24 protein-coding genes and 1 tRNA gene are annotated in these 25,410 nt (G+C 62.0%); 13 read left to right on the forward strand and 12 right to left on the reverse strand.

Annotated elements, in window-relative coordinates:
* Positions 1-401: 401 nt before the first annotated feature.
* The gene (locus A9762_RS22060; protein ID WP_069344134.1) at positions 402-1,586 is read right to left on the reverse strand and encodes an MFS transporter; all 1,185 of its coding nucleotides are present in this window, start codon (positions 1,584-1,586) and stop codon (positions 402-404) included.
* Between the two features lie 137 nt (positions 1,587-1,723).
* Here A9762_RS22060 and A9762_RS22065 point away from each other — a divergent pair, with 137 nt between their 5' ends.
* The 3 genes from A9762_RS22065 (at position 1,724) to A9762_RS22075 (ending at position 5,431) form a co-directional block, all read left to right on the forward strand.
* Positions 1,724-2,605, forward strand: a complete 882-nt coding sequence (locus tag A9762_RS22065) for a LysR family transcriptional regulator (RefSeq protein ID WP_069344135.1) — start codon at positions 1,724-1,726, stop codon at positions 2,603-2,605.
* Positions 2,606-2,936: 331 nt separating this feature from the next.
* Complete coding sequence (locus A9762_RS22070) at positions 2,937-4,601, forward strand: MFS transporter (protein ID WP_069344240.1); 1,665 nt, start codon at positions 2,937-2,939, stop codon at positions 4,599-4,601.
* Positions 4,602-4,726: 125 nt separating this feature from the next.
* Positions 4,727-5,431, forward strand: coding sequence for a haloacid dehalogenase type II (locus A9762_RS22075; RefSeq protein ID WP_069344136.1), 705 nt, complete (start codon positions 4,727-4,729; stop codon positions 5,429-5,431).
* Between the two features lie 10 nt (positions 5,432-5,441).
* On the opposite strand, the gene A9762_RS22080 is transcribed toward A9762_RS22075, so the two are convergent.
* The 3 genes from A9762_RS22080 to A9762_RS22090 are packed head-to-tail and all read right to left on the reverse strand — an operon-like array spanning position 5,442 to position 8,073.
* On the reverse strand, positions 5,442-6,308 hold the full coding sequence (locus A9762_RS22080; protein ID WP_069344137.1) for a CoA ester lyase: 867 nt from the start codon (positions 6,306-6,308) through the stop codon (positions 5,442-5,444).
* Between the two features lie 52 nt (positions 6,309-6,360).
* Positions 6,361-6,789, reverse strand: coding sequence for a PaaI family thioesterase (locus A9762_RS22085; RefSeq protein WP_240493671.1), 429 nt, complete (start codon positions 6,787-6,789; stop codon positions 6,361-6,363).
* Entirely contained in the window at positions 6,790-8,073 is a 1,284-nt protein-coding gene (locus A9762_RS22090; RefSeq protein ID WP_083254185.1) for a CaiB/BaiF CoA-transferase family protein, read from the reverse strand. It lies immediately after the preceding gene.
* A 127-nt stretch (positions 8,074-8,200) separates the two neighbouring features.
* Here A9762_RS22090 and A9762_RS22095 point away from each other — a divergent pair, with 127 nt between their 5' ends.
* Both A9762_RS22095 and A9762_RS22100 read left to right on the forward strand, forming a co-directional pair.
* Positions 8,201-9,103, forward strand: coding sequence for a LysR family transcriptional regulator (locus A9762_RS22095; protein ID WP_069344138.1), 903 nt, complete (start codon positions 8,201-8,203; stop codon positions 9,101-9,103).
* 147 nt (positions 9,104-9,250) lie between these two features.
* Positions 9,251-9,718, forward strand: coding sequence for an NUDIX hydrolase (locus A9762_RS22100; protein WP_069344139.1), 468 nt, complete (start codon positions 9,251-9,253; stop codon positions 9,716-9,718).
* Positions 9,719-9,782: 64 nt separating this feature from the next.
* On the opposite strand, the gene A9762_RS22105 is transcribed toward A9762_RS22100, so the two are convergent.
* A complete protein-coding gene (locus tag A9762_RS22105) occupies positions 9,783-10,967 on the reverse strand; it encodes an enolase C-terminal domain-like protein (protein ID WP_069344140.1) in 1,185 nt (394 codons plus the stop codon).
* A 94-nt stretch (positions 10,968-11,061) separates the two neighbouring features.
* Positions 11,062-11,949 carry an NAD(P)-dependent oxidoreductase gene (locus A9762_RS22110; protein ID WP_083254186.1) on the reverse strand — a complete coding sequence of 296 codons (888 nt, stop codon included), beginning with the start codon at positions 11,947-11,949 and terminating at the stop codon, positions 11,062-11,064.
* A 124-nt stretch (positions 11,950-12,073) separates the two neighbouring features.
* On the opposite strand from A9762_RS22110, the gene A9762_RS22115 reads away from it, so the two are divergent.
* Complete coding sequence (locus tag A9762_RS22115; RefSeq protein ID WP_069344141.1) at positions 12,074-12,946, forward strand: LysR family transcriptional regulator; 873 nt, start codon at positions 12,074-12,076, stop codon at positions 12,944-12,946.
* A gap of 179 nt (positions 12,947-13,125) precedes the next feature.
* Here A9762_RS22115 and A9762_RS28990 read toward each other — a convergent pair whose 3' ends face one another.
* Positions 13,126-13,722, reverse strand: a complete 597-nt coding sequence (locus A9762_RS28990) for a hypothetical protein (RefSeq protein WP_170836301.1) — start codon at positions 13,720-13,722, stop codon at positions 13,126-13,128.
* 47 nt (positions 13,723-13,769) lie between these two features.
* Positions 13,770-14,642, reverse strand: a complete 873-nt coding sequence (locus tag A9762_RS22125; RefSeq protein WP_069344143.1) for a LysR substrate-binding domain-containing protein — start codon at positions 14,640-14,642, stop codon at positions 13,770-13,772.
* A gap of 184 nt (positions 14,643-14,826) precedes the next feature.
* Between A9762_RS22125 and A9762_RS22130 the strand changes: the two genes are divergently transcribed.
* The 3 genes from A9762_RS22130 (at position 14,827) to A9762_RS28995 (ending at position 17,535) form a co-directional block, all read left to right on the forward strand.
* The gene (locus tag A9762_RS22130; protein ID WP_069344144.1) at positions 14,827-15,345 is read left to right on the forward strand and encodes a lipocalin-like domain-containing protein; all 519 of its coding nucleotides are present in this window, start codon (positions 14,827-14,829) and stop codon (positions 15,343-15,345) included.
* 297 nt (positions 15,346-15,642) lie between these two features.
* A complete protein-coding gene (locus A9762_RS22135; RefSeq protein WP_240493672.1) occupies positions 15,643-16,743 on the forward strand; it encodes a mechanosensitive ion channel family protein in 1,101 nt (366 codons plus the stop codon).
* Between the two features lie 132 nt (positions 16,744-16,875).
* The gene (locus tag A9762_RS28995) at positions 16,876-17,535 is read left to right on the forward strand and encodes a hypothetical protein (RefSeq protein ID WP_069344145.1); all 660 of its coding nucleotides are present in this window, start codon (positions 16,876-16,878) and stop codon (positions 17,533-17,535) included.
* A 52-nt stretch (positions 17,536-17,587) separates the two neighbouring features.
* Here A9762_RS28995 and A9762_RS22145 read toward each other — a convergent pair whose 3' ends face one another.
* Positions 17,588-17,791, reverse strand: coding sequence for a hypothetical protein (locus tag A9762_RS22145; protein ID WP_139133345.1), 204 nt, complete (start codon positions 17,789-17,791; stop codon positions 17,588-17,590).
* Between the two features lie 238 nt (positions 17,792-18,029).
* On the opposite strand from A9762_RS22145, the gene A9762_RS22150 reads away from it, so the two are divergent.
* From A9762_RS22150 to A9762_RS22160, 3 genes are all read left to right on the forward strand, one after another.
* Positions 18,030-19,214, forward strand: a complete 1,185-nt coding sequence (locus A9762_RS22150) for a porin (protein WP_069344147.1) — start codon at positions 18,030-18,032, stop codon at positions 19,212-19,214.
* Between the two features lie 487 nt (positions 19,215-19,701).
* Positions 19,702-19,914 (forward strand): 30S ribosomal protein S21, encoded by a 213-nt coding sequence (gene rpsU / locus A9762_RS22155; protein ID WP_010806331.1) that lies wholly within the window; start codon positions 19,702-19,704, stop codon positions 19,912-19,914.
* A 154-nt stretch (positions 19,915-20,068) separates the two neighbouring features.
* Positions 20,069-20,542, forward strand: coding sequence for a WbuC family cupin fold metalloprotein (locus A9762_RS22160; RefSeq protein ID WP_069344148.1), 474 nt, complete (start codon positions 20,069-20,071; stop codon positions 20,540-20,542).
* A 149-nt stretch (positions 20,543-20,691) separates the two neighbouring features.
* Here A9762_RS22160 and A9762_RS22165 read toward each other — a convergent pair whose 3' ends face one another.
* The 3 genes from A9762_RS22165 to A9762_RS22175 form a co-directional block, all read right to left on the reverse strand.
* Entirely contained in the window at positions 20,692-21,696 is a 1,005-nt protein-coding gene (locus A9762_RS22165) for a hypothetical protein (protein ID WP_069344149.1), read from the reverse strand.
* Positions 21,697-22,059: 363 nt separating this feature from the next.
* Positions 22,060-22,926 (reverse strand): CsgG/HfaB family protein, encoded by an 867-nt coding sequence (locus A9762_RS29000; protein WP_069344150.1) that lies wholly within the window; start codon positions 22,924-22,926, stop codon positions 22,060-22,062.
* Between the two features lie 500 nt (positions 22,927-23,426).
* A tRNA-Arg gene (locus A9762_RS22175) sits at positions 23,427-23,501 on the reverse strand.
* A gap of 682 nt (positions 23,502-24,183) precedes the next feature.
* Here A9762_RS22175 and A9762_RS22180 point away from each other — a divergent pair.
* Positions 24,184-25,350: a porin gene (locus tag A9762_RS22180; RefSeq protein ID WP_069344151.1), complete on the forward strand. Its 1,167-nt coding sequence runs from the start codon at positions 24,184-24,186 to the stop codon at positions 25,348-25,350.
* Positions 25,351-25,410 lie beyond the last annotated feature (60 nt).

Here is a 25,410-nt window from a genome sequence, read left to right on the forward strand (position 1 = left end):
TCCGACTTTTATGATGGTTGGGTGAAAACCTATAATAAATGATAGGTCGTTTTTCCGACGCGTTGGTGTAATCCCCGATACCTGTAATTTGCTATATCAGAGAATTGGGTGCATCTGTTTCGCATCAGATTTCAAACATATGTTTGAAGTGCGTAACAGGGAAAATCGCCAGTATTGGTGCGGTATTGCACAGTAAAACAAACGGAGGGGGACTGTTGTGTAAGGTGAGTTTTAGGGGATTTGTGATTTAAATAATGATGTTTTTTTAATTATTTTAATTTCGCTTGGTAGATTTAAAGCGGATGAAGATTAATTGGCAATTTTTGTCAAAAAATCAACATTATCGTTTGCTGGGAAATTGGTAGTCGATTGAATGGGCTCGGCATGTCGTTGCATCGTTATTACCGACGCAATGCGCGATTCATGAAGTGGAGGGTGCCCACGAGCGAGGTGGCAAGTATGCCGAGGCAGGCCCAGGCGAAGCCGCCGGCACCGGCCCGCGCCAGCAACATGCCCCCGATGGCGCCGCCCGCTGCGACCGCCGTATTCCATCCCGTCGTGTACATGGACTGCGCGACATCCATCGACTCGCCGGCCAGTCGTGAGAGGGCGGTCTGGGTGATCGTGGCAAAGCCGCCGACAGCCAGTCCCCAAATCGCCACGCTGAGATACACCGCCAGTGGATTGGCGCGCCACATGCCCAGCAGCAGCAAGGCCAGAATGAACACGAGAACACTTGCCACCGCGAGGCGCCGAAGCTGACGGTCGACGTGTGTGCCGACGAACCACAGGCCGACGATGGACCCGAGTCCGAAGACGAGCAGGACACGCTCGACGTCCGCGCTCAGCCCCGAGGCTTGCAGCAGTGGCTCGACGTAGATATAGAGGATGTTGTGAGCGGCCACGAACGTGAGCACCACGAACAGGACGGCGCGGATACCCGGACGCAGCAATACGCCCGTGAGGGACAGACGCTCGCTCCGGCTTTGCCCGGGGAAGTCGGGCACGATAGCGAGTACCCAGACGGCGAGCAGCAACGCCAGCGCCGACATCAGACCAAAGGTGCCCTGCCATCCGAGGTATCGCCCGAGCATGGCGCCGAGCGGCACGCCCAGCACCAACGCGACGATGGCGCCGGTACCCGAGATCGCAATGGCGCGTCCGCTCAGGTGCGGGGGTGACATACGAATCGCGTAGCCCGCCAGAAGCGACCAGACGACACCGCCGAACACGCCTGCGAGCCAACGCGCGGTCAGCGAGAGCCAGTAGTGGCCGGAGAGTGCCGTGACCAGATTGACCGCCGCGAATCCGAGCAGGGCGGTGAGCAGTAATGGCCGGCGGCGCATGCCTTGCGTCAACATCGTTACCGGGATTGCGGCGAGAAGCGCACCGACCGCATAGGCGGTGATGAATTGCCCGGCCAACGCTTCGGAGACATGCAAACCTGTGGCAATGGACGACAGCAGCCCCGCGGGTGCGATCTCCGTCAGCAAGGTAATGAAGGCTGCCATCGCGAGCGCGAGCAGGCCCCCAAGTGGCAAGTGGTCGGCGGTCGGGCGATGGGCGGATGTGCTCGGAAGATTCATCTGGCAGTTTCCTTCGTGTGATGTGTTGCGGCTCGCGAGGGAGCACGATGCGGCAATACTGCGGCGGCATGCGTTGAAGAGAAACAGGCTAAAGTGAACAATACTTATGACACTCGCGTCATCAATGACGCAGCGATATGGAAAGTCTTGGCGCTCTGGATATCTTCGTGCGGGTCGGCGAGTCCCGCAGTTTCACCGCAGTGGGTCAGCAACTCGGGATTTCGGCGTCGGCCGTCAGCAAGGCGATTGCCCGGCTTGAGGACAAGCTCGGTACCCGGCTATTTCATCGCTCCACGCGAACCGTCACGCTGACACCCGAAGGCATCACCTTTCTGGCGCGATGCCGACGCATTCTTGGGGAACTGGAGCAGGCGCAAGAGGAACTGGCGCAGTCTCAACGTTTGCCGCGCGGCAAGCTACGTGTCAGCTTGCCTTCGGTCGGCTTGCTGTTCATGCCGCAAGTCGCGCAATTCAATCGGCAGTATCCGGACATCGAACTGGAGATCGATGTGACGGATCGTCTGGTGGACGTGATCGAGGAGGGCTTCGATGCGGTCATCCGAACCGGCGTGCCGAAGGATTCCCGGCTCACCGCACGTACGCTGGGCACCTACCGTCGGGTCATGGTGGGCTCCCCCGACTATCTGAAGGCACGTGGCGTGCCGACGTCTCCCGAAGATCTGTTGCATCACAGATGCCTGCTCTACCGTTACCCGAGCAGCGGAAAGGTCGATGTATGGCCGCTTGGCGGACTCGGGGAGACGCGCTTTGCGGATCTGCCGGATGCGATGATCGCCAACACGCTGGAACCGTTGCTCGTCTTTGCGGTGTCCGGGCTCGGTATCGCTTGTCTGCCCGATATCGCCATCCGGCATCATTTGGAGACCGGCGCACTGGTCCCCGTCCTTGAAGCGTTCAACGACGACAGCACGACCTTGCGTGTGCTGTGGCCTGCCAGTAAACATCCATCTCCCAAGTTGCGAGTCTTTGTCGATTTCCTGACGGACAACCTGATATAGCGGGGGCGTGCTGACGGTACCCCCGCGAGGCGTGGTGCAGGCACCGTGCACCGACCGCCAAACGTCAAAAATCCTTTCTCAGATTTTCCACGCGCGACGCACACGTTCGCGAATGTCCTCCAGGTGACGCACCGACCGTGGTCGTGCGCTCTCGCAAGCCGTGCTTCAACGATTATTCGTTAAGCGAATACTTCGATACATCTTATCGATTTTGAAAATAAAGTCGCGCGACATATCGTTGTTGGACAGGCGTCCGGACGCGCGTCGATGCGTCGGAGCCGATGAAGCGCCGGCACCCTCGTCGGCGTAACGAGGAGATGGATGAGACATGATGCACAACGAGATAGCCTCGTCGTCGCCGGGTGCGATCGATGCCGACGAGAGAAAGATCATATTCGCCGCGTCTCTGGGCGCGGTGTTCGAGTGGTACGACTTCTTTCTATACGGCGCACTGGCCGCCATCATTGCCACACAGTTCTTCAGTAGCCTGAATCACACGGCGGCCTTCGTATTTGCGCTGCTGACGTTCGCGGCCGGTTTCATCGTTCGGCCGATCGGTGCGCTGATCTTCGGCCGACTGGGCGATCTGGTCGGGCGCAAACACACGTTTTTGCTCACGATCGTCATCATGGGGTGTTCCACGCTGCTGGTCGGCGTGCTGCCCGGCTATCAGACGCTGGGCGTGGCGGCCCCCGTCATTCTGGTGCTGCTGCGCATGTTGCAAGGTCTGGCACTCGGCGGCGAGTACGGCGCGGCGGCGACTTACGTGGCCGAGCACGCGCCCAGCGACAGGCGCGGTGGCTGGACAGCATGGATTCAGACGACGTCGACGCTCGGGTTGCTGCTATCGCTGGTCGTCATCATCGCCGTGCGGGCGCTGACGGGGAAGTCGTTCGACGTCTGGGGCTGGCGCATTCCGTTCCTGCTCTCCGGCGTGCTGCTGGCCATCTCCGTCTACGTGCGCGTGTCGATGCGCGAGTCGCCCGCGTTCCAGAAAATCAAGGCCGAGGGACGCACATCCCGCGCGCCGCTCACCGAAGCGTTCGGTCAGTGGCGCAATCTCAAACTGGTGCTGCAAGCGCTGTTCGGCCTTCTCGCGGGACAAGCCGTCGTATGGTTCACCGCGTTGTTCTACGCGATGTTCTTTCTCACGCAGACGCTCAAGCTTGATACCGGTACGACCAATCTGCTGGTGGGGCTGGCGCTGGTGATCAGTTCGCCGCTGTACATCGTCTTCGGCAGGCTATCGGATCGCATCGGCCGCAAGCCGGTGATTCTCTGTGGTCTGTTTCTGGCGGCAGCAACGCTCTTTCCGATCTTCCACGGGCTCACACACTTCGCCAACCCCGCGCTTGCTCGCGCCCAGCAGACGTCGCCCGTGGTCATCGTGAGCGATCCGGCGGACTGCTCGTTCCAGTTCAACCCGACAGGCACCGCGACGTTCGATAACGCATGTGACGTCGCCAGGCGTGTGTTGTCCGCCAACTCGGCGAGCTACGCGACGATCTCCGCCCCGGCGGGGGCGAAGACCGTCGTCAGAGTGGGGACGATGGAAATCGCGGCGCCGTCGTTGCACGGGCTACCGCCCGCGCAGGCCAAAGCCACCGAGCAAGCGTTCCGGGTGGCGACCGGACAGGCGCTCTCGCTCGCGGGCTATCCGGCGAGTGCGGACCCCGAGGTCGTCAACGAACCCATGATTCTGGTCCTGCTGATCGTGCTGATGGCATACGGCGCCATGACGCTGGGCCCGATCGCCGCCATCCTCGTCGAAATGTTCCCGACGCGCATTCGCTACTCGGCGATGTCGCTGCCTTATCACATCGGTAACGGCTATTTCGGCGGTCTTTTGCCGACCGTGTGCTTCGCGCTCGTCGCACAACGCGGCGACATCTACTTCGGCCTCTGGTACCCGGTGGTCGTGGCGGCGATCTCCGGCGTCATCGGTCTGGTCTTCATCAAGGAGCCGACCCGCGATCAGATGTACGGTGACGACTAATTATTCACCATATCAATGGTGTGATGATAACAATCCATTTCATAAATAAATTGCGTTTGTTTAGATTGGTTGGGTAGCGACTTCACGGTGAATTCGCAACGCCCAACCCAACAGGAGGCCATGACATGGCAGACGTGGAACAGTTGAAGCAGGACATCAAGGTGGTGATGTTCGACCAGTACGGCACGGTGGTGGATATGCAAGGCGGTCTGACGCAAGTCGCGACGCCGTTTCTGCGGGACAAGGGGTGGACAGGTAACCCGAACTCGTTCGTGACGTGGTGGCGCCGTACGCACTTCGAGAACTCGATGATCGATGCGTTGCTGCACAAGGCGCACACGCCGTATCGCGAGATCGGTCATCGTGCGGTGTCGTACACGCTTGAGCGTGCCGGTATTTCGTTCACGCGCGAAGAGGTCGAGTACCTGGTGTCCAACATCGAGAAGCTCAAGCCGTTCCCGGATGTCCCCGAAGCGCTGGCTCGACTTCAGACGAAATACAAGATCGTGGTGCTCTCCAACGGGGATCGCGACATGCTGGAGACTGCGAAGCAGTATCACCAGATTCCGTTCGATAACGTGATCTCGGTCGCCGAAGCCAATTCGTTCAAGCCGCATGTGGCGACGTACACGAAGGCGGCGGAAATCATGGGGGTGCGGATGGACGAGGTGCTGTTCGTCGCCAACCACGCGTTCGACTGTCTGGGGGCGAAGGCGGCGGGCATGCGCAGCGCCTTCATTGACCGTCGCAAGCGTCCGTTCGGCGGCACGCCGCATCAGCCGGATATCTGGGTCGACGACATGAAATCGCTCGCCGACGTGATGGTCTGAGACAGCAGGTTTATCGGTGGCTAGCCCGGCGCAGAATGGCTTTGGCGCGATCTACGACCGGGCGATCGACCATGTGGCCATCCATCATGACGGCATGCGAGCGTTGGGTGGCTTCGATGACGCGATGCGCCCACGCGATTTCGTCTGTGGAAGGGGAGAACACGGCGCGTGCAATCGGCAGTTGCGTCGGATGCACGCACAGCTTGCCCAGAAAGCCCAGATTGCGTTCGAACCGGGCCGACCGCTCGAAGGCTTGCAGATCCGCGAGATTCTCGGTGGCGCCGGCAATCGGCGCGGGCAACCCGGCGGCGGCGGAGGCGAGCACCATTCGTGCACTCGGATAAAAGAGGCCGACGTCCTGATCGGGGGGCAACGACAGCGCCGTCTGGAAATCCATATTGCCGAACGCCACGCGGCAAAGCTTGCCGGTGTCGATGATCGATTCGACGTTGAGGATGCCGCGCGCCGTTTCGATCATGCCGACCCGAGGCAGCGACGCCGGTAACGCCTTCGCGGCGGCCATCAGGTCATCGGCGCTGTTGACCATCGTGAGGAACACGCCCGCGATACGCTTGTGAAAGCGGGTGAGCGCCGCGAGATCGTGTGCAAACTCGTCGCCGGTCGAAGGATTGAGCCGGATGGCAACGCGTCGACAGTCGATGTTGCGCACGAACGCTGCCGTGTTTTCACGCGCCTGCGCTTTGTTCGCGCCGATGACCGAGGCTTCCCAGTCGATGATGACGACGTCGGCGTCATACCCCAGCGCTTTCTCGAAACGTTCCGGCCGGTCGCCGGGCGCAAACAGAAACGTCTGGGCGGTGGCGAGGTTCGCGGCATTCCCAAGGGAAGCGGGGCGTGGCGAATCGGCAGATGTCATGGCAAGTGCATTCCTTCGACGTTGACGTCGGCATCACTACATCGTTTGTGCGTTAAAGCACCTTCCAGGTCGACGTCGCGCTGGCCAGCAGCTTGCCGTCGGCGTCGCGGACTTCGGACTGGAGGAAACAGATCTGCCGTCCCTTGCTGCTGAAACGGCTGGTGGCGGTGATTTGCCCTTCGCGAACGGCGCGCGTGTACTGGATGCTCATGGCCAGCGTGGCGCCCGCGCCGACTTCGCGCCTGAGCAGGTGTCCCATGGAAATGTCGAGCAATGTCGCGCTCACACCGCCGTGCAGCGAGCCCTGCGGGTTGAACATGAAGTCCCGCACGGTCATGGTGACGGTGCAGGTCTGATCGGCGTAAGTGACATGCATCCCGTACAGCTTGAGCAGGAAGAAGGTGTCGAAATCCTGGTGATAGCTGCGCAGCGCGGCCTCGAAGGCATCTCGTGCCTGTGCTTCGTCGATTGGTTTGTCCATTTAGTCCTGTGCTGCCGGGGTCAGAAGGTCGCGCACCGTGCCCTGCGCGTTCAACGCATCGATTGCATCGCCAGACAGCCCGAGCACCGCACCGAGAATTTCACGTGTGTGCTGCCCGAGCATGGGCGGTGCGAGGACCGGGTTCAGCGGCTGGTCGTCGAGGCGCACCGGCGACGTAATGTTCTTCACCTCGCCGGCGACGGGGTGCGGCATCGAGACGATCATGCCGCGCTGCGTGAGTTGCGGCGCCTCGCAGACTTCGCCCACGGTGCGGATCAGGCCGCACGGCACGCCTGCCGCACCGAGCTTGTCGACCCAATGGCTTCGTGTGTTGCCACGGAGAATGTCGGTCACCAACGGCTTGAGCGCCTGACGATGTTTCACGCGCAGCGGCGCCGTGACGAAGCGTTCGTCGTCGAACAGCGCCTTCGCACCGGTGACGTCGCAGAACAGCCGCCAGAACTTGTCGTTGGCCACGCCCAGATTGAGCCAGCCGTCCGATGCCTGAAAGGTCTCGTAGGGACTGATGGTCGGATGTTCGTTTCCCCGGCGGCTGGGAGATAGCCCTGTCGCGAAGTAAATGCCGGCGTTGAACGTCAGCAGCGAGGCGAGGGCGTCGAGCATGGAGATTTCCACGCGTCGCGCTACGCCGGTCTGTGCGCGCTCGTAAAGTGCCGAGAGAATGCCCTGAACGGCAAACAGGCCGGCGATCATGTCCGCAATGGACGTGCCGACCTTGGTCGGCTGGCCACCGGGCTCACCGGTTATGTCCATCACCCCGGCTTCGCCCTGAACGATCAGGTCGTAGCCGGGGCGCTGCGCATCCGGCCCTTGCGAACCGAAGCCGGAGATGGCGCAGTAGATGAGTTGCGGGTTGCGCTGGCGCAGCGTCGCGAGATCGAGGCCGAGGCGTTGCATCGTGCCCGGACGGAAGTTCTCGATGACGACATCGGCGGTCTCCACGAGATCGAGCAGCAGCTTGCGGCCGGTCTCATGCTTGAGATCGATGGCGCAACTGCGCTTGTTGCGATTGACCGACAGGAAATACGCGCTCTCGCCTTCGACGAACGGCGGCCCGAAAGCGCGGCTGTCGTCGCCATGCACGGGTTCTTCGATCTTCACGACGTCGGCCCCCAGATCACCCAGATGCATGGTCGCGAACGGACCGGACACCACACGCGTCAGGTCGATGATGCGAATGCCCGCGAGTGGCCGCGCCGCCGCATGCGTCGCGCGGCCGTGATCGTCATGCGGGGCGTTGTCGGTGGACGGACGCAGGCCCATTTTCAGTCTCCTTTTGCACGAATCTCAGGGCAGTCTATCGAGGCCTAATTTATTTATGAAATGGATTTTTAGTATCCAAACATTCATATAGGATATGAAGCAAAGCCCCTGATCGAGAGGATCTGAAATGAATTTGCGCGCTGTCGATTTGAACCTGCTCGTGATCTTCGACGCCCTCATGCGCGAGCGCCACGTGACCCGCGCGGCGTTGCGCATTCCGATGAGCCAGCCGGCCATGAGCAATGCACTGGCACGGCTTCGTCATGTCTTCCGGGACGATCTGTTCATTCGCTCCGGCGGCACGATGGAGCCCACGCCGCGCGCGATCGAACTGGGGGAGTCGGTGCGGCAGATTCTCCGGCAGACGGAGCGGTTGATGTCGAGCGACGTGAACTTCGACCCGGCCACGACGCAGCGCGAATTTACGGCGCGCATGTCGGATCTCGTGGGATGTCTGGTGCTGCCGCAGATTCTCGCGGCCATCGCCGAATCGGCGCCCGGCGTCACGCTCGATATCCTGCACATGTCGCCGGAGCGCACCATCAAGGGGCTGGAGAGCGACGAGCTGGACTTCGGTCTGAGCATGCAGCTTCAGCACGCCTCCAACATTCGCCGGCAACCGCTGTTCATGGATCAGATGGTGTGCGTGATGCGCGCAGATCATCCGCTGGCCGCAGGCAGGCTGACGATGAAGCGCTTTCTCGAAGCCGAGCATCTGCGTGTCGCGATGAGCCCGACGGACATCCGCTTTGTCGACAACGTGCTCGCCGATCAGGGATTCGCAAGAAAGGTCGTCGCGAAAGTCCCGCACTGGCTGCTGATTCCGCCGATTCTGCAAGAAAGTCATCTGATCGCGGTCATCTCCGGCAAGCTGGCGGCGCGCTTCTCGTCCGAGGCGATAGCGGTCCGGCCGCTGCCGTTTCCGTCGGAACCCTTCTCGTGGGATATCTACTGGCATCGTCGCAACGACAACAGCGCCTCGCACAAGTGGATGCGCGATCTGGTCGCGCGAGCCTGTTCTGCCATCTGATCGCGTGGCGTGGCGATCTGTTGTGTTGTCCGTTGCTGGTCTGAGCGCGTAAGCTGCGACTTCGGCATGGCGACCGGGCATTGCCGCGATCACAGCGATCGTGGTGCCCGCGACGGTTGCCCCATTTCTTGATTCGCGAGGTAGGGAATGACGTCGGCAATCGACACGGCAGCATTGAAGCCACAACATGTCGGTCCCGTTGCGGCAACGATCGGTGTGGTCTTCAAAGACGAGCGCGTGCTGCTGGTCCGGCGTCGCAACGAACCGGACGCCGGGTATTGGGGCTTCCCGGGCGGCAAGATCGACCGCGGCGAGACGATCATGGCGGCCGCGACCCGCGAGATATTCGAGGAGACGTCGGTCACTGCCGATGCGGTGAAGACGTTCACGGCGGTCGATGTCCTCGATAAAGATGAGGGCGGTGTGTTGCGCCATCACTTCGTACTGATCGCCGTGCTGTGCCATTGGGTCGTAGGCGAACCGGTGGCGGGCGACGACGCGCTCGAAGCGCGATGGTGGGATCTGGATGCGCTCGACGACGCTGGCCTTGTCATGAGCTTCGGCGTGATGGACGTCGTGCGCGAAGGGTATGCGCTGCTGCACGCACGCCAATAGGCGCCCGATGTCGCTGCGGGGAGGCGTGGGTGCCGCTTCGATCTGCACGACGTATCCCCGTCTGTCAGTCCAGCAACTGCCGAAACGCCCGACGGGTGTCATCCTGCAATTCAAAGCCGATCCCGGGAGCCTGCGGCAAATCGATCATGCCGTCGGCGATGGTCAGGCTGGGCGGCATCACCTGAAACGGCGCGAAAGCCGAAGGATTGAGTTCCGCTCCACCGAGACGCAGGGCGGCCACGACATGCAGCCCGAACAGGTGCCCGCCGTGCGGCCAGAAGGCCGTGCGAGGCCAGCCGCGCCCGATCATGTCGGTCACCATCTCGTAGTAGTGCGTCAGCCCGTAGCAATGGGTCGGATCGAACAGGAGGATGTCCTGCGTTCGCCGCAATCCCCCATGCAGATCGAGCAACCGGGCCTCGGCGCGCGAGAACAGCGCCTCACCGGCGGCGATCGGATGCCCGTAGGTCGCCGCCACGCGCGACTGGGTTTCGAAGTCCAGCGGATCGCAGATGTCCTCGAACCACGCCAACCCGAGCGGTGCGAACGCGCGTGCAGCGCGCAACGCGCCGGCGAGGTCGTAGGCGTTCATCGCGTCCACGGCCAGATGCGATGCGCCTGCGAGCCTTGAGGCGGCGGTATCGATGCGCGCCAGATCCTGATCGAGATCGGTGCCCACCTTGATCTTGGCGCGGGTGAAACCGAGGTCGGTGAAATGACGAATCTCGTCGGCCAGACGGCGGAGATCGTCCTTCGGATAGCGGTATCCGCCACCGGCATAGACCGAAACGCGCGGGGGCAGTGCGTATTGGGACAGAAGTGCAGGGGACAGAAGTGCCGGGGACAGGCGTGCCGACACGTACTGATACAGCGGCCGGTTGGCGATCTTGGCCGCCGCATCCCAGATCGCCATGTCGAGCGTGCCGACGGCAACGCAGCGCTCGCCGTGCCCGCCCGGCTTTTCGCCCCGCATCATGACTGACCACGCGCGCAGCGGGTCCAACTCGTTACCGGCTTCGTTGGACAGCGTGTCGGCCGCAATGAGGCGCGGTGCGAAGCGCTCGCGGATCAGGCCGCCTTGTCCGAAGCGTCCGACGGAAGCGAAACCGTACCCGACGACCGGTGCGCCGGATCGCATGACATCGGTGATCACTGCCACCAGACTGGTCGTCAGGCCGCCAGACGCAATGGTGCTGTCGGCGTAGCGGGATATCGGAATCGTCAGTTCCCTGACTTCGATAATTCGCACCGTGTCTCCTCCTCCGCCCCTTTGCGTTCTTGCCCGTCAGCACCGCTGGATCACAGGCTTTTCTCGATCTCTGCGGATGCGTTCCGGTATTGCGTCAAGCCGTGTGCGACGCGCGTTCGATGGCTTTGACGACAGCCACCATGTCCTGCTCGCCGAAGCCCATCGACTCGGTTTGCGCGTACAGGTCACGGCAGACCTGCATGAGCGGCATGGTGATGCCCGCCAGACCGGCGGCATTCATCACCAGATCGCTGTTCTTCAACACGTCGGTGATGCTCGCCTGCTTCGCAAGATCGTTGTCTCGCAGCTTGCCGATCTTGACGCGCGACACGGCGCTGCACATCGGCCCGGCATCGAGGATCTCGGCGAAACGGCGCATGTCCAGGCCGTGCCCGTCGGCGAAGCGTGCCGCCTCGGCCAGACCGGTGACCATCGTAATCAGGAACGTATTGACCGCCAGCTTCATGCGCAAGGCGCCGGGCACGGGGCCGCAGGTGAAGTGTTGGCGGCACATCGGCGTCAGACGGTCGCTGATGGCCTCGACGTCTTCGGGCGTGCCCGACAGCATGGCGACAAGCTCGCCTTTTTCCGCCGGGATACGCGAGCCCGAAACGGGCGCTTCGACGAAGCGTCCACCGGCGGCACGGATGTCGTCGGCCAGCGCCTGCGAATACTCCGGTTCCACGGTCGACAGGTTCACGACGGTGTGTCCTTGGACGCGCTCGGCAAATGCCGGCGTGCCGCGCGCGAGCACGGCGTCGATGGCCTTGCCGTCCATGAGCATCAACATGACGGTCGTGCATCGGGCGAATACGGCGTTCGCATCCGGCGCGACCTCCGCGCCTGCGGCGGCCAGACGCTCGCACTTTTCAGGCGATCGATTCCACACGACGAGCGGGGCGCCTGAACGGCGAAGATTCAATGCCATCGGCTCGCCCATCGTGCCGAGGCCGATAAATCCAATCGGTGCCATGTCGGTCATGGTTGCATCCTTTGTCGGTGCGCAGGTTCATTGGCGGGAAACTTTGCGGTCGACTATATTCGAATCCTATACTTATTAATATCGAAAATATCTTAAGTGACACTTCACAAAAACGGATGAATTCATGACGACACGCTTTGATGTCGATGCATTGCGCACGATGGTGGCCGGGATCGATCTCGGCAGCTTCGCACGTGCGGCCGTGCAGCTTGGGCGATCTCAATCCGCGGTGAGCATGCAACTCAAGCGTCTGGAGGAGCAGGCCGGTCAGGTGCTGTTCGAGCGGCAGGGGCGTCGGCTGGTCCTCACGGAAGCGGGCGATACGTTGCTGAATTACGGTCGCCGCATCATCGCGCTGCATGACGAAGCGGCGGTCGCGCTCGGGGCGAGTGCCTCTACCGTATCGATCCGGATCGGTCTTCCCCAGGATTTCTGTGAGGACATTCTGCCGATTGCCATGGCCCGGTTCGCACGGGTTCGTCCGGACGTGCATGTCGACGTGCGGGCGGGCCGGAATTACGCGCTCGAAGAAGAGGTGCGTGTGGGCAAGCTCGACATGGCCATCGCGTTCGCCGAGCCAGGGCAGTCGCGCGCCGGTACGTTGCTCGCCACGTTGCCGCTGTACTGGTACGCGAGTCATCGGTTGCGCGGATGGCCCGATCCCGGCCAGCCGGTGCCGCTCGTGCTGTTCGATCATCCGTGCCTGTTCCGTCAGGCGGCGATGCGCGCGCTCGACGGCAAGCAACGCGCATGGCGGCTCGCGCTTACTACGCCGAGCCTGCCCGGGGTGTGGGCTGCCCTGCGTTTCGGGCAAGGGGTATCGGTGCGAACGGCGCACCGCGTGCCGCGCGGCATTCAGGCGTTGAGTGCGGGCGGACTCCCCAGACTGCCGGCGCTTGAACTGCGTTTGTTCGAGCGTAGCCATCTGACGGCGGTCGGCGCGGAATTCGTCGACGTGCTTTCGTCAGTCGTGGGGCAATGCGTGTCGGCGAAGTAGTGTTGGGTGCTGGGTGTGGGGGGTAGAAAACATACCGGTAAAAGACGTTGCCTTGTTAGGCCATTGCCAAGCCGAAACAATCCTCTCGAAGCAAGCATTTCCGTCGCGGCTTCCGACATCGCTCGGCAAGCGCAAGACGGACCGACAACGAAGGGGAGCAGGCAATGCGCATATCTTTTTTACACACGGTCCAGAGCAACCAGCGCTTGTTCGAGGACACGGCCAAACGTCTTGGCGTTGCAGAGGAAGACCTGCGACATGAACTTCGGCCGGCGCTTCGCGAGGCGGTGCAGCGTGCGGGGACGATGCCGGCGGAGGTGAAGGCCGAAGCGAGCCATCGTCTTCTGGCACTGGCGGCCGAGGCAGATGCCGTCATCCTGACGTGCGCTACGCTTGGCGCCGCCGTCGATAGCCTCGAGCACCCCCCGGTTCCCATCGTAAGGGCCGACGTCGCACTGGCTGTCGAAGCGAATCGCGTTGGTGGAAAGATCGTGGTGTTGTGCGCGGTCGAATCCACCATCGAACCGAACCGGCAGCTTTTCAAGCAGTACGCCAGCGACAGGACGACGTCGATCGACGTCGTCCTCGTCGAGCGCGCGTGGGCGCTTTTCAGCAGTGGCAACGCCGACGAGGCACGTGAGTGCCATGCGCGCATCGCCGCCGCCGCGAACGATGCCTTCGATGCGGGTGCGGATGTCGTGGCCTACGCCCATCCCTGGATGGCGGCGGCGCTGGATCTTGCCGACGATGACCGGCGGCCGCTCGACAGCGCGCATGCGGCGCTTCGCGCCGTCCTCGGCACGGCAACGCGGCGCTAGCCCGCTTACGACAAATGCTCGCCAGCGCACTCCGTCACGACTTGCTTGAGTTGTGCGAGCGCGGGCGAGGTGTCCTGATGCCGTCCGTGCAGGCAAAGCTTCACGGACGGTAGCGGGGGAAGACCTTCCTGCGCACCGAGGCGTCTGAGCGACGAGGGAATGCCTGCCCCGGTTCGCAAGGTGATGCCCAGACCTGCGGCAACGCCTGACCACAGGCTTTGCAGACTGGCCGTGGTGTAGGCCAGTCGCCATGAAATGTTGGCGTTGTCGAGCGCTTCGATGCCGGCGCGTCGGAAGAAACAGGGCGGGTTGTACAGGGCGAGATCCAGTGCATGCCCCGGACGTACGACGGCGTCCGTGTCGGCCGGGCCGATCCACGTCATCGGCAGTGTCGCCAGCGGTTCGGCATCGGGACGGTGCTCGTTGCCCATGACGAGCGCGAGATCGAGCTCGCCGCGATCCAGTCGTTCGAGCAGCACGCCGTTTCGCTCGACGGCAACTTCCACGCGCACTACCGGATGCGTTTTCTTGAACCGTCCGAGCGCTGCCGGGAGCCACGTTTCGGCAAAGTCGCCCGGCAGGCCGAAGCGGACAACGCCCTCGATGGAGGCGCCGCGCACCGCCAGCACGGCCTCGTCGTTGAGATCGAGAATGCGGTGCGCGTAGGAAAGGATCATGTCGCCGGCGTCTGTCAGAACGAGCCCGCGCCCCTGTCGGCGAAATAGCGGATGCCCGACCTGTTCCTCCAGCTTGCGCATCTGCTGACTGACCGCCGATTGCGAGCGGCCGATCCGCTCGGCGGCGCGATTCAGGCTGCCGAGCTGCTGGGTTGCGAGAAACGTCCGGAGCGCGTCCATATCGAGATTAGGTAACGGCATCGTTCAGTTTTTCCGAATGGTTGGTGCTGAATTATCGCATTCATTGCACGATTCGTCTGGCTATCATTTGTGCGGGCCATGGATTCGGTGGCGCTCGTCACGTACCTCCGCCTCGACCGATCAGGCCATTCTTTGCGTGCCATTTCGACCTGTCATGGAACGCGTTCATGGAGAAATTTTCGGTATGAGTAGCCAGACGATTTTCAAGCGCAGCATGTTCGTCGCCGCGTTATCGGCGTGCACATTGATGGCGGCTGCCACGCGCGCAGACGCCGCTGCCATCGATCCTTCGTTCGTGGGAACGTGGACGCTGGTCGCGGCCGACGTTCAGCATCCTGATGGTTCGCGCGGTCGGGATTACGGCGCCGCGCCCAAGGGATTCTTGCTGATCGATGCGCAGGGCCATTACTCGTTGCAGATTTTCAAGGCGGAGCGCCCCCGGTTCACTTCCGGCGACAAGGCCACGGGAACGCCCGAGGAGTACAAGGCGGCCGTGATGGGATCGAGTACCCACATCGGCACCATCAGCGTCGATTCGGCGAAGGGCACGCTGACGTTTCACATTCAGAACGCGTCCTTTCCGAATTGGGAGGGCGAGCAACAGAAGCGCAACTTCGAGCTCAAGGGCAATGAGTTGAGCTATCGCGTGGTGCCGCGTCCCAATGGCGATGTGCCGATTTCCATCTGGCAACGGCTGAACTGATCGGGGCGATGGTCAGGCATCGGCCCCCCCATTCTTTTCATCGACAGGGAATTTTTTGGAGGCTTGTGCCGCTTCAGGCGCACGTCGGCCAGTGTTTCTCACACCGGCGTGCGCGTTCCCATGCGTTGGATATTCCCCGGAACCAACGTGTCTGCCTCGTATCAGAACGACCTGAATCCCGGTCGTCCGGTCGCCTGATCTTCCACTCGGCACGCACCTTGCTCTGTCGATCGCATCGACGTTTTCGTCGACGCGCGTCTACCGACGCCCACGCACGCCCACGCAGGGAGGACACGCTTGCAAATCGGTACCCTCACATCGCTTAAGGCTTTCGAAGGCATTTCACCGGCCGACTGGTTGTTCGCGGCTGTCGCCATGTTGTTGAGCTACGGCATTCTGACCGGCGTGTTGCGGTTTGCGCTGGGACGATTCGGGGCGCTGTCGAGACGCTTGCAATCGCCGGCCGCCAGCGTATTCGCCGAGGTGCTCGGGGCGACGCGCCATTTCGTGATCTTCGTCGCCGCGTTGCTCATCGGCCTGAAGATGCTCGACCTCGGCGAGAAGTGGGACACCGCCATCGTGCATGGCTGGACCGTGCTCTTTTGCCTGCAACTCGCGCTGTGGGTCAATCGCGCGGTCGGCGCGTGGTCGACGCGTCGTATGCAGCATCGCGCCACCGTGCCGGATAACCCGGTGATCGTCACCATGACAGCGTGGACGGTGCGTGTGCTTGCCTGGGCCGTACTGCTGCTTGCGATGCTGGCGAACTTCGGTGTGAACATCACGGCATTCGTTGCCAGCCTCGGTATCGGCGGCGTGGCCGTAGCGCTCGCCGTGCAGAACGTGCTCAGCGACCTGTTTGCGTCGCTGGCGATCGGGCTCGACAAGCCTTTCGAAGTGGGCGACTTCATCGTCTTCGGCGACGTGGCGGGGACGATCGAGCGCATCGGGCTCAAGACCACGCGTATTCGCAGCCTGAGCGGCGAGGAGATCGTCTGCGGCAATACCGAATTGCTCAAGAACACGTTGCACAACTACAAGCGCATGTCCGAGCGACGTATCGTGTTCACGTTCAGCGTGAGCTATCACACGGTGCCCGACAAGCTCGCGATGGTGCCTGCGCTGGTGAAGGAGGTCGTGCAGGCGTCGGGCAAAACGCGCTTCGATCGCGCGCACTTCAAGCAGTTCGGCGCGAGTTCGCTCGACTTCGAGGTCGTCTACTTTGTGCTCAGTCCGGATTACAACCTCTATATGGACTTGCAGCAGGACATCAACCTTGCGCTCATGCGTGCGTTTCTGGCGCAGGACATCCGGTTTGCGATTCCGGCCAGCGTTCAGTATTTCGCGCAGGCGCCTGAACCGCCCAGACCTCCCGACGTGGCGTCGGCAACACACTGAGTCTGCCGAACGCCGCAGGCTTGCTGGCACGTACATTGCGGCGTGGTAGCATCGACTGCATCCACGAGGATTCCGATCGTGGCTTCGACCTAATCCGGGCCTGCCCAGGCGCAGGTACATCAGGAGGCCAGTATGTCTGCCGAGCAGAAGACGTCGCATCGCGGGTTCACCATCATTACCGTTCTGGAACGCCTTTCGAAGGGGCGCGCGCGGCTCTCCGCCAAGGTGATCGCCAGCGACGACGACCACAAGCGACGTCTCGGCGGAAAGAAGCTGCTGCAAGCCAAGCGCTGGTTCGATCATTTTGCGGACGATCTCGCCGCGCCGGTGATCGCCGGCCTCAAACACACCATCGATCTCGAACTGGCTGCTACTGCGAAGGCTGCGCCGAAGACCGCCGCGAAGCCGGCGGTGGGGGCTGTCGGGGTGAAGAACGAGAAGCCTGCGAAGGGCGCGAAAGCGGTGAAAGGTGTGAAGGCGGTGAAGTCGGAGGGCAAGACCGTCAAGGCGGTCAAGCCCGTCAAGGCGGTTGAGGCAGCCAAAGCGCCGAAGGCGGAAAAAGCGGCAAAGCCGGCCAAGGTCGTGAAGGTGGCCAAGGCTGGGAAGGGTGAGAAGGGCGAGAAGGACAACCAGGTCGCCAAGCCGGCAAAGGCAGTGAAGGCAGCGACGGCACCGAAACCTGTCGTGTCGGCGAAGGCCGTCAACGGTGCCGCACCGGTCAAGTCACCGGCCCGCGCGCGCAAGCCCGTGACACGTGCCGCCGCGACCTCGCGTCAGCGCATCGGCGCGTAATGGCGTCGTCTAGCCGCGGGTGAATTGACCGTCACGCATTACCGATCGAAGATCACGTTTCCGACATTTGCGATACCTGAAACGGCGCACGCCATCCGGCGATGCGCCGTTTTTCATTGCGTCGTTGATATTTGCCGTGGGGGGCTGGTGCGCGGGCATCGATGCGAAGTCGCACCGCATATTGCGAGCCGGTGATGGACGTTATCAAGGGCACCGAATCATCGATGCCGCGCGTTGCATATGCCGCATATTTCATGTGTTGCAAATGCACCACTGACGTGCGAAGTGTGACGCTAACGTGTCAGAATGCACCCGCTTGCAAGTGACCGGCGGTGCTATTCCTTAATATGGAAAGCACCGTTCGTCATTTGGTGAGTACTCCATTGCATATGCGGTTGCAGCATCGTCGTCACACGGAACGAGGCGGCCGATATTGGCAGGAGACGCCTGCGTGGCAGGCCACAAATATAAGACCACTATCAAAGAGGATAAAGATGAAGCGCTTCCAACTCACGGCGCTGGCGGCAGCCAGCTTCGCCGTTGCCGCGCCGGCAATGGCGCAAAGCTCGACGACCAACGTGACGCTGTACGGCGTGATCGATGCAGGCGTTGCCTACGTCAATAACGTCGCCACCGGTCTGAACGCCAAGGGTGCACACAACTTCCAGGCCGTGAGCGGCATTGGTCAGGGCAACCGTTGGGGCCTGAAGGGTTCGGAAGACCTGGGCGGCGGTCTGAAGGCTGTCTTCGTGTTGGAAAACGGCTTCAACCTGATGAACGGCACGATGCTGCAAAACAGCCGCATGTTCGGTCGTCAGGCATATGTGGGTCTGCAAAGCGCACAAGCCGGCACGGTCACGATCGGTCGTCAGTACGACTCCGTGGTGGACTTCGTGAGCCCGCTCACGTCCGCCAAGCAGTGGGCCACGCAATACGGCGCGCACATCGGCGACATCGACAACCTGTACAACTCGTTCCGCGTGAACAACTCGGTCAAGTACACGAGCGCGAACTACAGCGGCTTCTCGTTCGGCGCCTTGTACGGCTTCAGCAATGAGCCGAACACCGGCAACGGCACGGGCTTCTCGCACAACAACGCTTTCAGCCTCGGCGCTTCGTACGCGAATGGCCCGTTGACCGCGGCCCTCGGCTACATGCACCTGTCGAGCCCGGGTACGGCTAACGCCTCGGGCGCCGTGTCGAACGACTACTCCAGCGCCACGGACATCTTCTACACGAGCGCCGTGGACAAGCACGACATCGCTGCGGCAGGTGTTTCGTACCAGATCCAGGCGGCCACGATCGGCTTCGTGTACAGCTACGCCAAGGTGAAGTACGTCAACCAGTCGTCGATCCGCGTGAACACGTTCGAATTGAACGGCAAGTACCAGATTGCTCCGAATCTGGTGGGCGGCCTGGCGTTCATCTACAGCGATGGCAGCGTGGGCGGTGCAACGGCGCTGTCGGGCATCTCGAAGGGCACGAAGCCGCGCTGGTTCCAGGTCAACGCCGGCACGACCTACGCGTTCAGCAAGCGCACCGAAACGTACCTGAACGGCGTGTACCAGCGCGCTACGGGTGACGCAGTCGTTGCCGCGATCGACAACGTTGGCGGCCCGACGGGCACCGGCGCGCAGTCGCAGATCGCCGTGATCGCTGGCGTGCGTCACAAGTTCTAAGCGACTTTTCAGGCGGAATCCCGCGATTTCGGCTTGATTGGCGGGGAGGGCGACTGACGTCCTCTCTGCCCGGAACGGGCTCTGCCATGCGCTGGCAGAGCCCGTTTTACATGGAGGGGCAGCAAATCGTGTGCATTTGACGTCCTTTCTGTGTATAATCACGACCTTGTCCAAAATATGGGCATTGCGGGAAGCGGGGCTCACTGACGAACGATGAGTACGCCGCTTCGCCATCAATCAACCGTTCAGCCAGTCTGGAAGGCGCGATACCGGGTTCGCAGATAGCGAGCTGGGGGTCGAAAGCCAATCGGGAGATCGCAGAGGAGGTGAGTCGCGGTCCCGCCGGATGTGGTGTAGTGCAGTCCGTAGCAAGTCCGTTCGTCGCGCCTGGCCTGGGGGATGTCTCCGGCAGGGCGGGGAATGGTGTCTTTGCGCGGTAAATCAAATTTACGGCTCTTATGGGCCGAATCACTATTCGAGATATTGCATGACCAAGATCGTTATCAAAGACGGTGAACCCGTTGAAGTCGCACTGCGTCGTTTCCGTCGCGCCATCGACGGCACGGGCCTGATCAAGGAAGTCAAGGCACGCGCTGCTTACGAAAAGCCGACGGCTGAACGCAAGCGCAAGAAGGCTGCTGCCGTGGCCCGTCTGCGTAAGCGTCTGCGTAGCCAGACCCTGAAGAAGAAGATGTACTAAGCACCGGTTGCGCCGTATTGGCGCAATGCAGTGCGAAGTTGAAAAACCCGCCAATTGGCGGGTTTTTTTATGGGCAGACGGGGTGGGGCGATTTGCTACACTCGTGGCCGTTGCCGTCTGTCTGACGCATCACCCCTCACATCACAATATCCCCATGAAAACGTTGACCTTTGCCGCGCTCGACGCGTTGACCGGGCAAGCTGCGCAATCGCCCCGTGCCCGTATGAATCAGAACCTGCACGAATCGCTGGACGATTCGATTCAGCGTCTGGCGATTGCGATGGAGCCTGAGACCTATATTCGTCCGCATCTGCATCACCACACGTGGGAGTTGCTCACGGCGTTGCGCGGACGATTCGTCGTGTTGACGTTCGATGCGGCGGGTGTCGTTGTGGGGCGTGTGGTGTTGGGGGAAGACACGAGCGTGGTCGAGACACCGGTCGGTACCCATCACACTATGCTGTCGCTTGATCCGGGCGCGGTGATCTTCGAGGTCAAGCACGGACCGTATCGTCCGTTCGTCGAGGCGGATTACGCGAGCTGGTCGGCACCGGCGGATACGCCCGAGGCCTCGGCGTTCATGACGTGGGTCAAAACGGCCCAAGTGGGCGATCGCTGGGCGGCGTGAGTCTGCCAACGCCGCGCCGCGCTGTCTGTGTTGGTACGGCGATCACGGACGTGTCCGGTGCGGCTGCAAGCCCTGCTAGGACCCGCTTCCGCTGAGAGGCACGCGTGCGCCCTTTCAACGCCGGCGCTGTGCAGATGTTGACGGGGCGATCAGCGTGTCCAGCCTTCAAACTCCGTTGCCATGGCGAGCAGCGCTGTGGCGGCGGCGTCTACCGCCCCGGGCCAGTCGTCGGCGGCGGGTGGCAATTGGTAGTGGCGCAGGTCGTCCGGTGAGAAGCGATCGTCGGTGCCGAAGTGGGCGTCGTGTCGATCATCACGATTCGAGGCGGCCGACCGGGCAGCACCCAGACGCCAGACGGGGACGCCTAGGCCTTCGGCCAGATGGGCGTGTACCGCATTCAGCGAGATCACCAGATCGAGATTGTCGATGAGCGACGCCGCGTCGGCGAGGTCGTCGCAGTCGGCGCGCCAGTCGATCCAGTCGACGGATTCCGGCGGAATTGCGGCAGACGCTTCATCTCCGGGCTGCCCTAGCGGTATCCACGATACGCCGGGCACGCGCAGCAATGGCGCTAGCGACATCAGTCGCGAGGCGCTTCCCATCGAATCCATTCGTGTGTTGTCCGCGAAGGCTTCCAGTCCGGCAAAACCCACACAGAAACCATGCTGCGCCGCTGCGGCGAGCCGGTCACGCCAATGGCGTGCTGCGGTACTTGCCACGCGCAGAAACGGGCGTCCCGCGTGGGCATGCGCGGCTTGTGGCCCGAGCGTTCTGGCGAGCGTGGCAAGCGGGCAGCGAAGATCCCAGTCCGACACGTCGCGCGGCATGCGCGAGAGTACGACAACCCGATCCCCCATCGACCATTCGACGAGCCGGCGCGCATCGGCCGGCCCCACGAAGCCGATTTTGCCGAACCGGGCGGCAGCGGTTTCCAGATGGCGCAGTTGGCTGACCATCTCGGCGTCATGTCCGGTGCCGATGACGAGCAGATGTTGATGCAGCGTGTCGCCGCCACCGGCCCAATTCGGCAGTGGGCAATCCGGGTGAGGGCTGAGTGCGGCGCCGATCTGGGCCCAGGCATGGGCGATGTCTTTGGCGGCGGGGGCGTCGCTGGCGTCGGTTGTCGGGACTGCGCGCTGCGAAGGCTTCGTCATACGAATCCTGGCATCGAGAAGGGAACAGAAAATGGTGGGGATCGCGGCACCGGACGACAGGCGCGCGGCAACGTTACGGCCGGAGAATGCTGGGGGAAGGCACGAAGTGAATGATAGGGGCGTAGCGGGGTGCGGCTGTGCCGGGGTCTTTGCCCACGGGGCCGATTCGTTTGCCGGACGGCAAAATATTTGATATTTGAAGCAGATCGGGCGAGGGGATCAGATCGGCCGTCGGGTGGTCATCCCGGGAGGTCTGGCGAGGCGATGCTGTCTGATGGGGTTTTCGATCTGCGGAGATCGGATTCGCCCCTCAAACATCGGCAAAAAAGCCGGGTTTGAGGGGGGAGTGCGGGTAACGTCGAATTACTTCTTCTTGCGGACGACCTTCTTGGCGGGTGCCGGAGCGTCGTCGTCCTGAACGGTCAACTGGCCGCCCGTGCCGAGGCCGCCGGCGACGGTTTGTTGCTTGTAGTTCTTCACGGCGCGCACGACGTTGTTGTACGAGTCGGTGAATGCCGCCACGATGACCTTACCTTCGGCGGTGTTCGAGTAGCCGCCGAGCGAGCCGCCAGCCGAGCTGCCGACGATGCGACCGAGCGCGCCGAAGTCCATGGCCGAGGCGCTGCCTTCTGCGGCGGCGATTTGCACGCTGGAGCGGTTGTCGATGACGGTCAGCAGGGTGCTGGCTTCCTTCGAGTTCATGCTGCCGGCGAGTGCGCCGATGGCCGAACCGATGCCGCCCGGCAGGAGGCCGGCGAGGCTGGCGCCGGCACCGCCGGCGTTGTTATTCGTGAACGTGATCGACGGGCTGATCGCGTAGTCGGCGGCGACCATCTTGCCCTTGCCGAAGTTCGACTTGCCGCGCAGTTCACCGGATTCCTGGAGCGAGCGTTCGCCCATGATGGTGTTCATGCCGCGACCGCGATCGACCACGACGAAGCAGTTCGATTGCTGGACGAGGAGCTTGAGCACCGGCACGGTCGAGCCGAGCTTGTACTGGCCGGTCAGCACGCCGTACCACGGCGCGGACGTGTCTTCGATGACGGCGATCGTACCCAGCGGGCGATCGCACTTCTCGAGCGTGGAGTTGGCGTTTTCGGAGTTTGCGCCGCCGGCCGAACCGGTGGCTGCCGTCTTGGCGCTGCTGCTCCCCTGGTTCATGGTCGAGCAACCCGCCATGATGCCGGCCGCAAGCAGCAGACCGGAGATTTTTACGAGATGGTGTGCCATTTTCCTAGTTCTTTAGAATGTTGTTCTGGAAAGGGCGACGCTGCCGCACCCGCATGAAGCCTGGGTTTCGGCCAAGTCGGTGACGCCGCCGAATGCCAGGAGTCCAAAAAAGCAGGAGTGAAAGTCATTTAGGGTAGGACTCCTATGCTGAAATGCTCCGTAAGAACATTCCGCGCCGCATGCTAGCACGGGCGTAATTTGCGTAGACCCTATCAAATTTAGTGGGGATTACGAAGGGATTAGGTGTGTACTTTCGTTAGGATTAGGCGTGGATTAGGTATAAACCATTAGTCGTTCCGTTGATCTCTAACGAATGGACGTAAAGCAGGGCGCTGGAAGGTGGTTGCCGTTTGGGCGTGTGGCGGCGCTCAGATGAGGCGATGGGCGAGCGTCGTGTCGGACGGAAACGAAACAGCAAACAAAAAGCCCCGGCAGCGATCGCTGTACGGGGCGTTTTTCGTTTGGGAATGCGGTGAGGTGACGTCTGCGATAGCGTCTTTTGGTCCCCCCGGCAGGAATCGAACCTGCATCTAGCGCTTAGGAGGCACTTGTTCTATCCATTGAACTACAGGGAGAGACTGGATGCTATCCAGTAGCGCGACACCCTTTTCAATCAAAGGTGCCGCTTTGTTTATGAGGCTTTCCGGGCGATTGTGATACCCCTAACGTACCACTCCGGAACACCTCATTACCTGCTATTTCACGTCGCCATTGCTACAGCAGGAGGAGCGACAGTGGCATCGATTGTGCAGGTAGGAACGCGTTGGCGCATCCAAGTTCGACGCGAGGGCAAGAGTATAGCAAAAACGTTTCGGGCGAAGGCCCGAGCGACAACGTCCTCAGGAATTTCCCGATAGAACAACCGCCTGCGTCGTTTGTTCCATTGACGCTACAAATTGTCGCTCCTAGAGTCAGGGCCATGATGACTCGACCCGATCCGCTCATGAAGACGTCCGCCCTCCGGCGCGCGACGTATCGCGTTCTGCGCGAGTAAGCCGCCCTCGGGACCGTGCGCCAGACATGGCGACTCACTGCGTGAGTGCGCGCACGGCTCTCTGGGTTCGAACCCGCTTCAAAGCTGCTTCGAACCCGCTTCGATTCCATTCGATTCCATTTCGCCCCTAACGTCCGGCGTGCGCTTTATCGCGCACGGCGTGCGATCGTGCGCCCTTGCGTTTGATCGGCTCCCGCGAGTCGGTCACACCACGGCGTCGTGGGGCCCCTGTTTTCTTCAACAAAAGAAAGACGCCAAGCCTCATGAGTCACATCACACGCAAAATCCTGCCTCTCGCCTGCGCTGCCGTATCACTCGGTAGTGCCACTGCACCCGCCTTCGCCCAATCGAGTGTCACGCTCTACGGCGTGATCGAAGCGGCCGTCGTGTCGCAGAACCATTCGAGCCCCACCGGCGGGCGAGTCGTTTCCCTCAACCAGGCCGGCGAAGGCTTCCTCTCCGCCAGCCGCTTCGGCCTGCAAGGCATCGAAGACCTCGGCGGAGGAACGAAAGCCCGCTTCGTGCTGGAAAACGGATTCAACTCGCAAGCCGGCACCTTCGATCAGCAAGGTCAGTTGTTCGGACGTCAGGCGTTCGTCGCGCTGCAAGGCGTCTGGGGCGAGGTCGCCCTCGGTCGTCAATACACCGGTGCCGTCGTGGCCATCTCGATGGTCGATCCGATTTTCATCGGCGCACCCCCCACGAACTCGTGGCTCGTCTTCCTCACCGGTCAGCGCTACAACAACGCACTCACCTGGACAAAGAAGTTCGGCCCGTTCGGCATGAACCTGCAATACGCGTTCGGGGGGATTGCCGGGCAGGCGTCGGCGCGCTCGTCGGCTTCGGGTGGCGTGTCTTGGGAGCAGGGCGGCAACGTCTTCACCGGACAGTTGCAGCAGACGCACGACTCGCAAAGCCGTACCGCCAAGACATGGTCGCTGGGCGCGAAAGTGGGCTACGGGCAGTGGAAATTCCACGCCGACTATCTGCAAAGCCAGCGCGATCCGGGCTTCGATGTGACCAACGGCGGCGTCGATTCGGCATCGATCACCAACATGAGCACTGCCGCCACACCCACGACAGTCGCGGCGATCGGTTCGGTCTTCTCCGCCGCACGCCGCGATCAGTTCTTCACGCTGGGCGTGAGCTATCTGCTCAACCCCACGTGGCAGTTCATTCTGGCGTACATGCAGGACAACACGTCCGCCGTGAACTTCAGCGGCAAACGGCAAACCGTCTACGGTGTCGTCGACTACTTCCTGTCCAAGCGCACCGACGTGTATTTCGCGACCGCCTACGAGCGCGTCGACGGTGGCTGGTCAGGGCTCTTCGGTACGACCACGACCAACTGGACCGGCGGCAACGGCGTGAAACTCAACGGCTTCGATAACCAGATGAGCTACTACGTCGGCCTGCGTCATCGCTTCTGATCCGGGCGTGCTCGCCACCGAAATGTTCTATCCAAACGCATGCGGCGCAGCATCGAAAAA

This window comes from Pandoraea sp. ISTKB (genome assembly GCF_001721285.1).
Classification (GTDB): domain Bacteria; phylum Pseudomonadota; class Gammaproteobacteria; order Burkholderiales; family Burkholderiaceae; genus Pandoraea; species Pandoraea capi.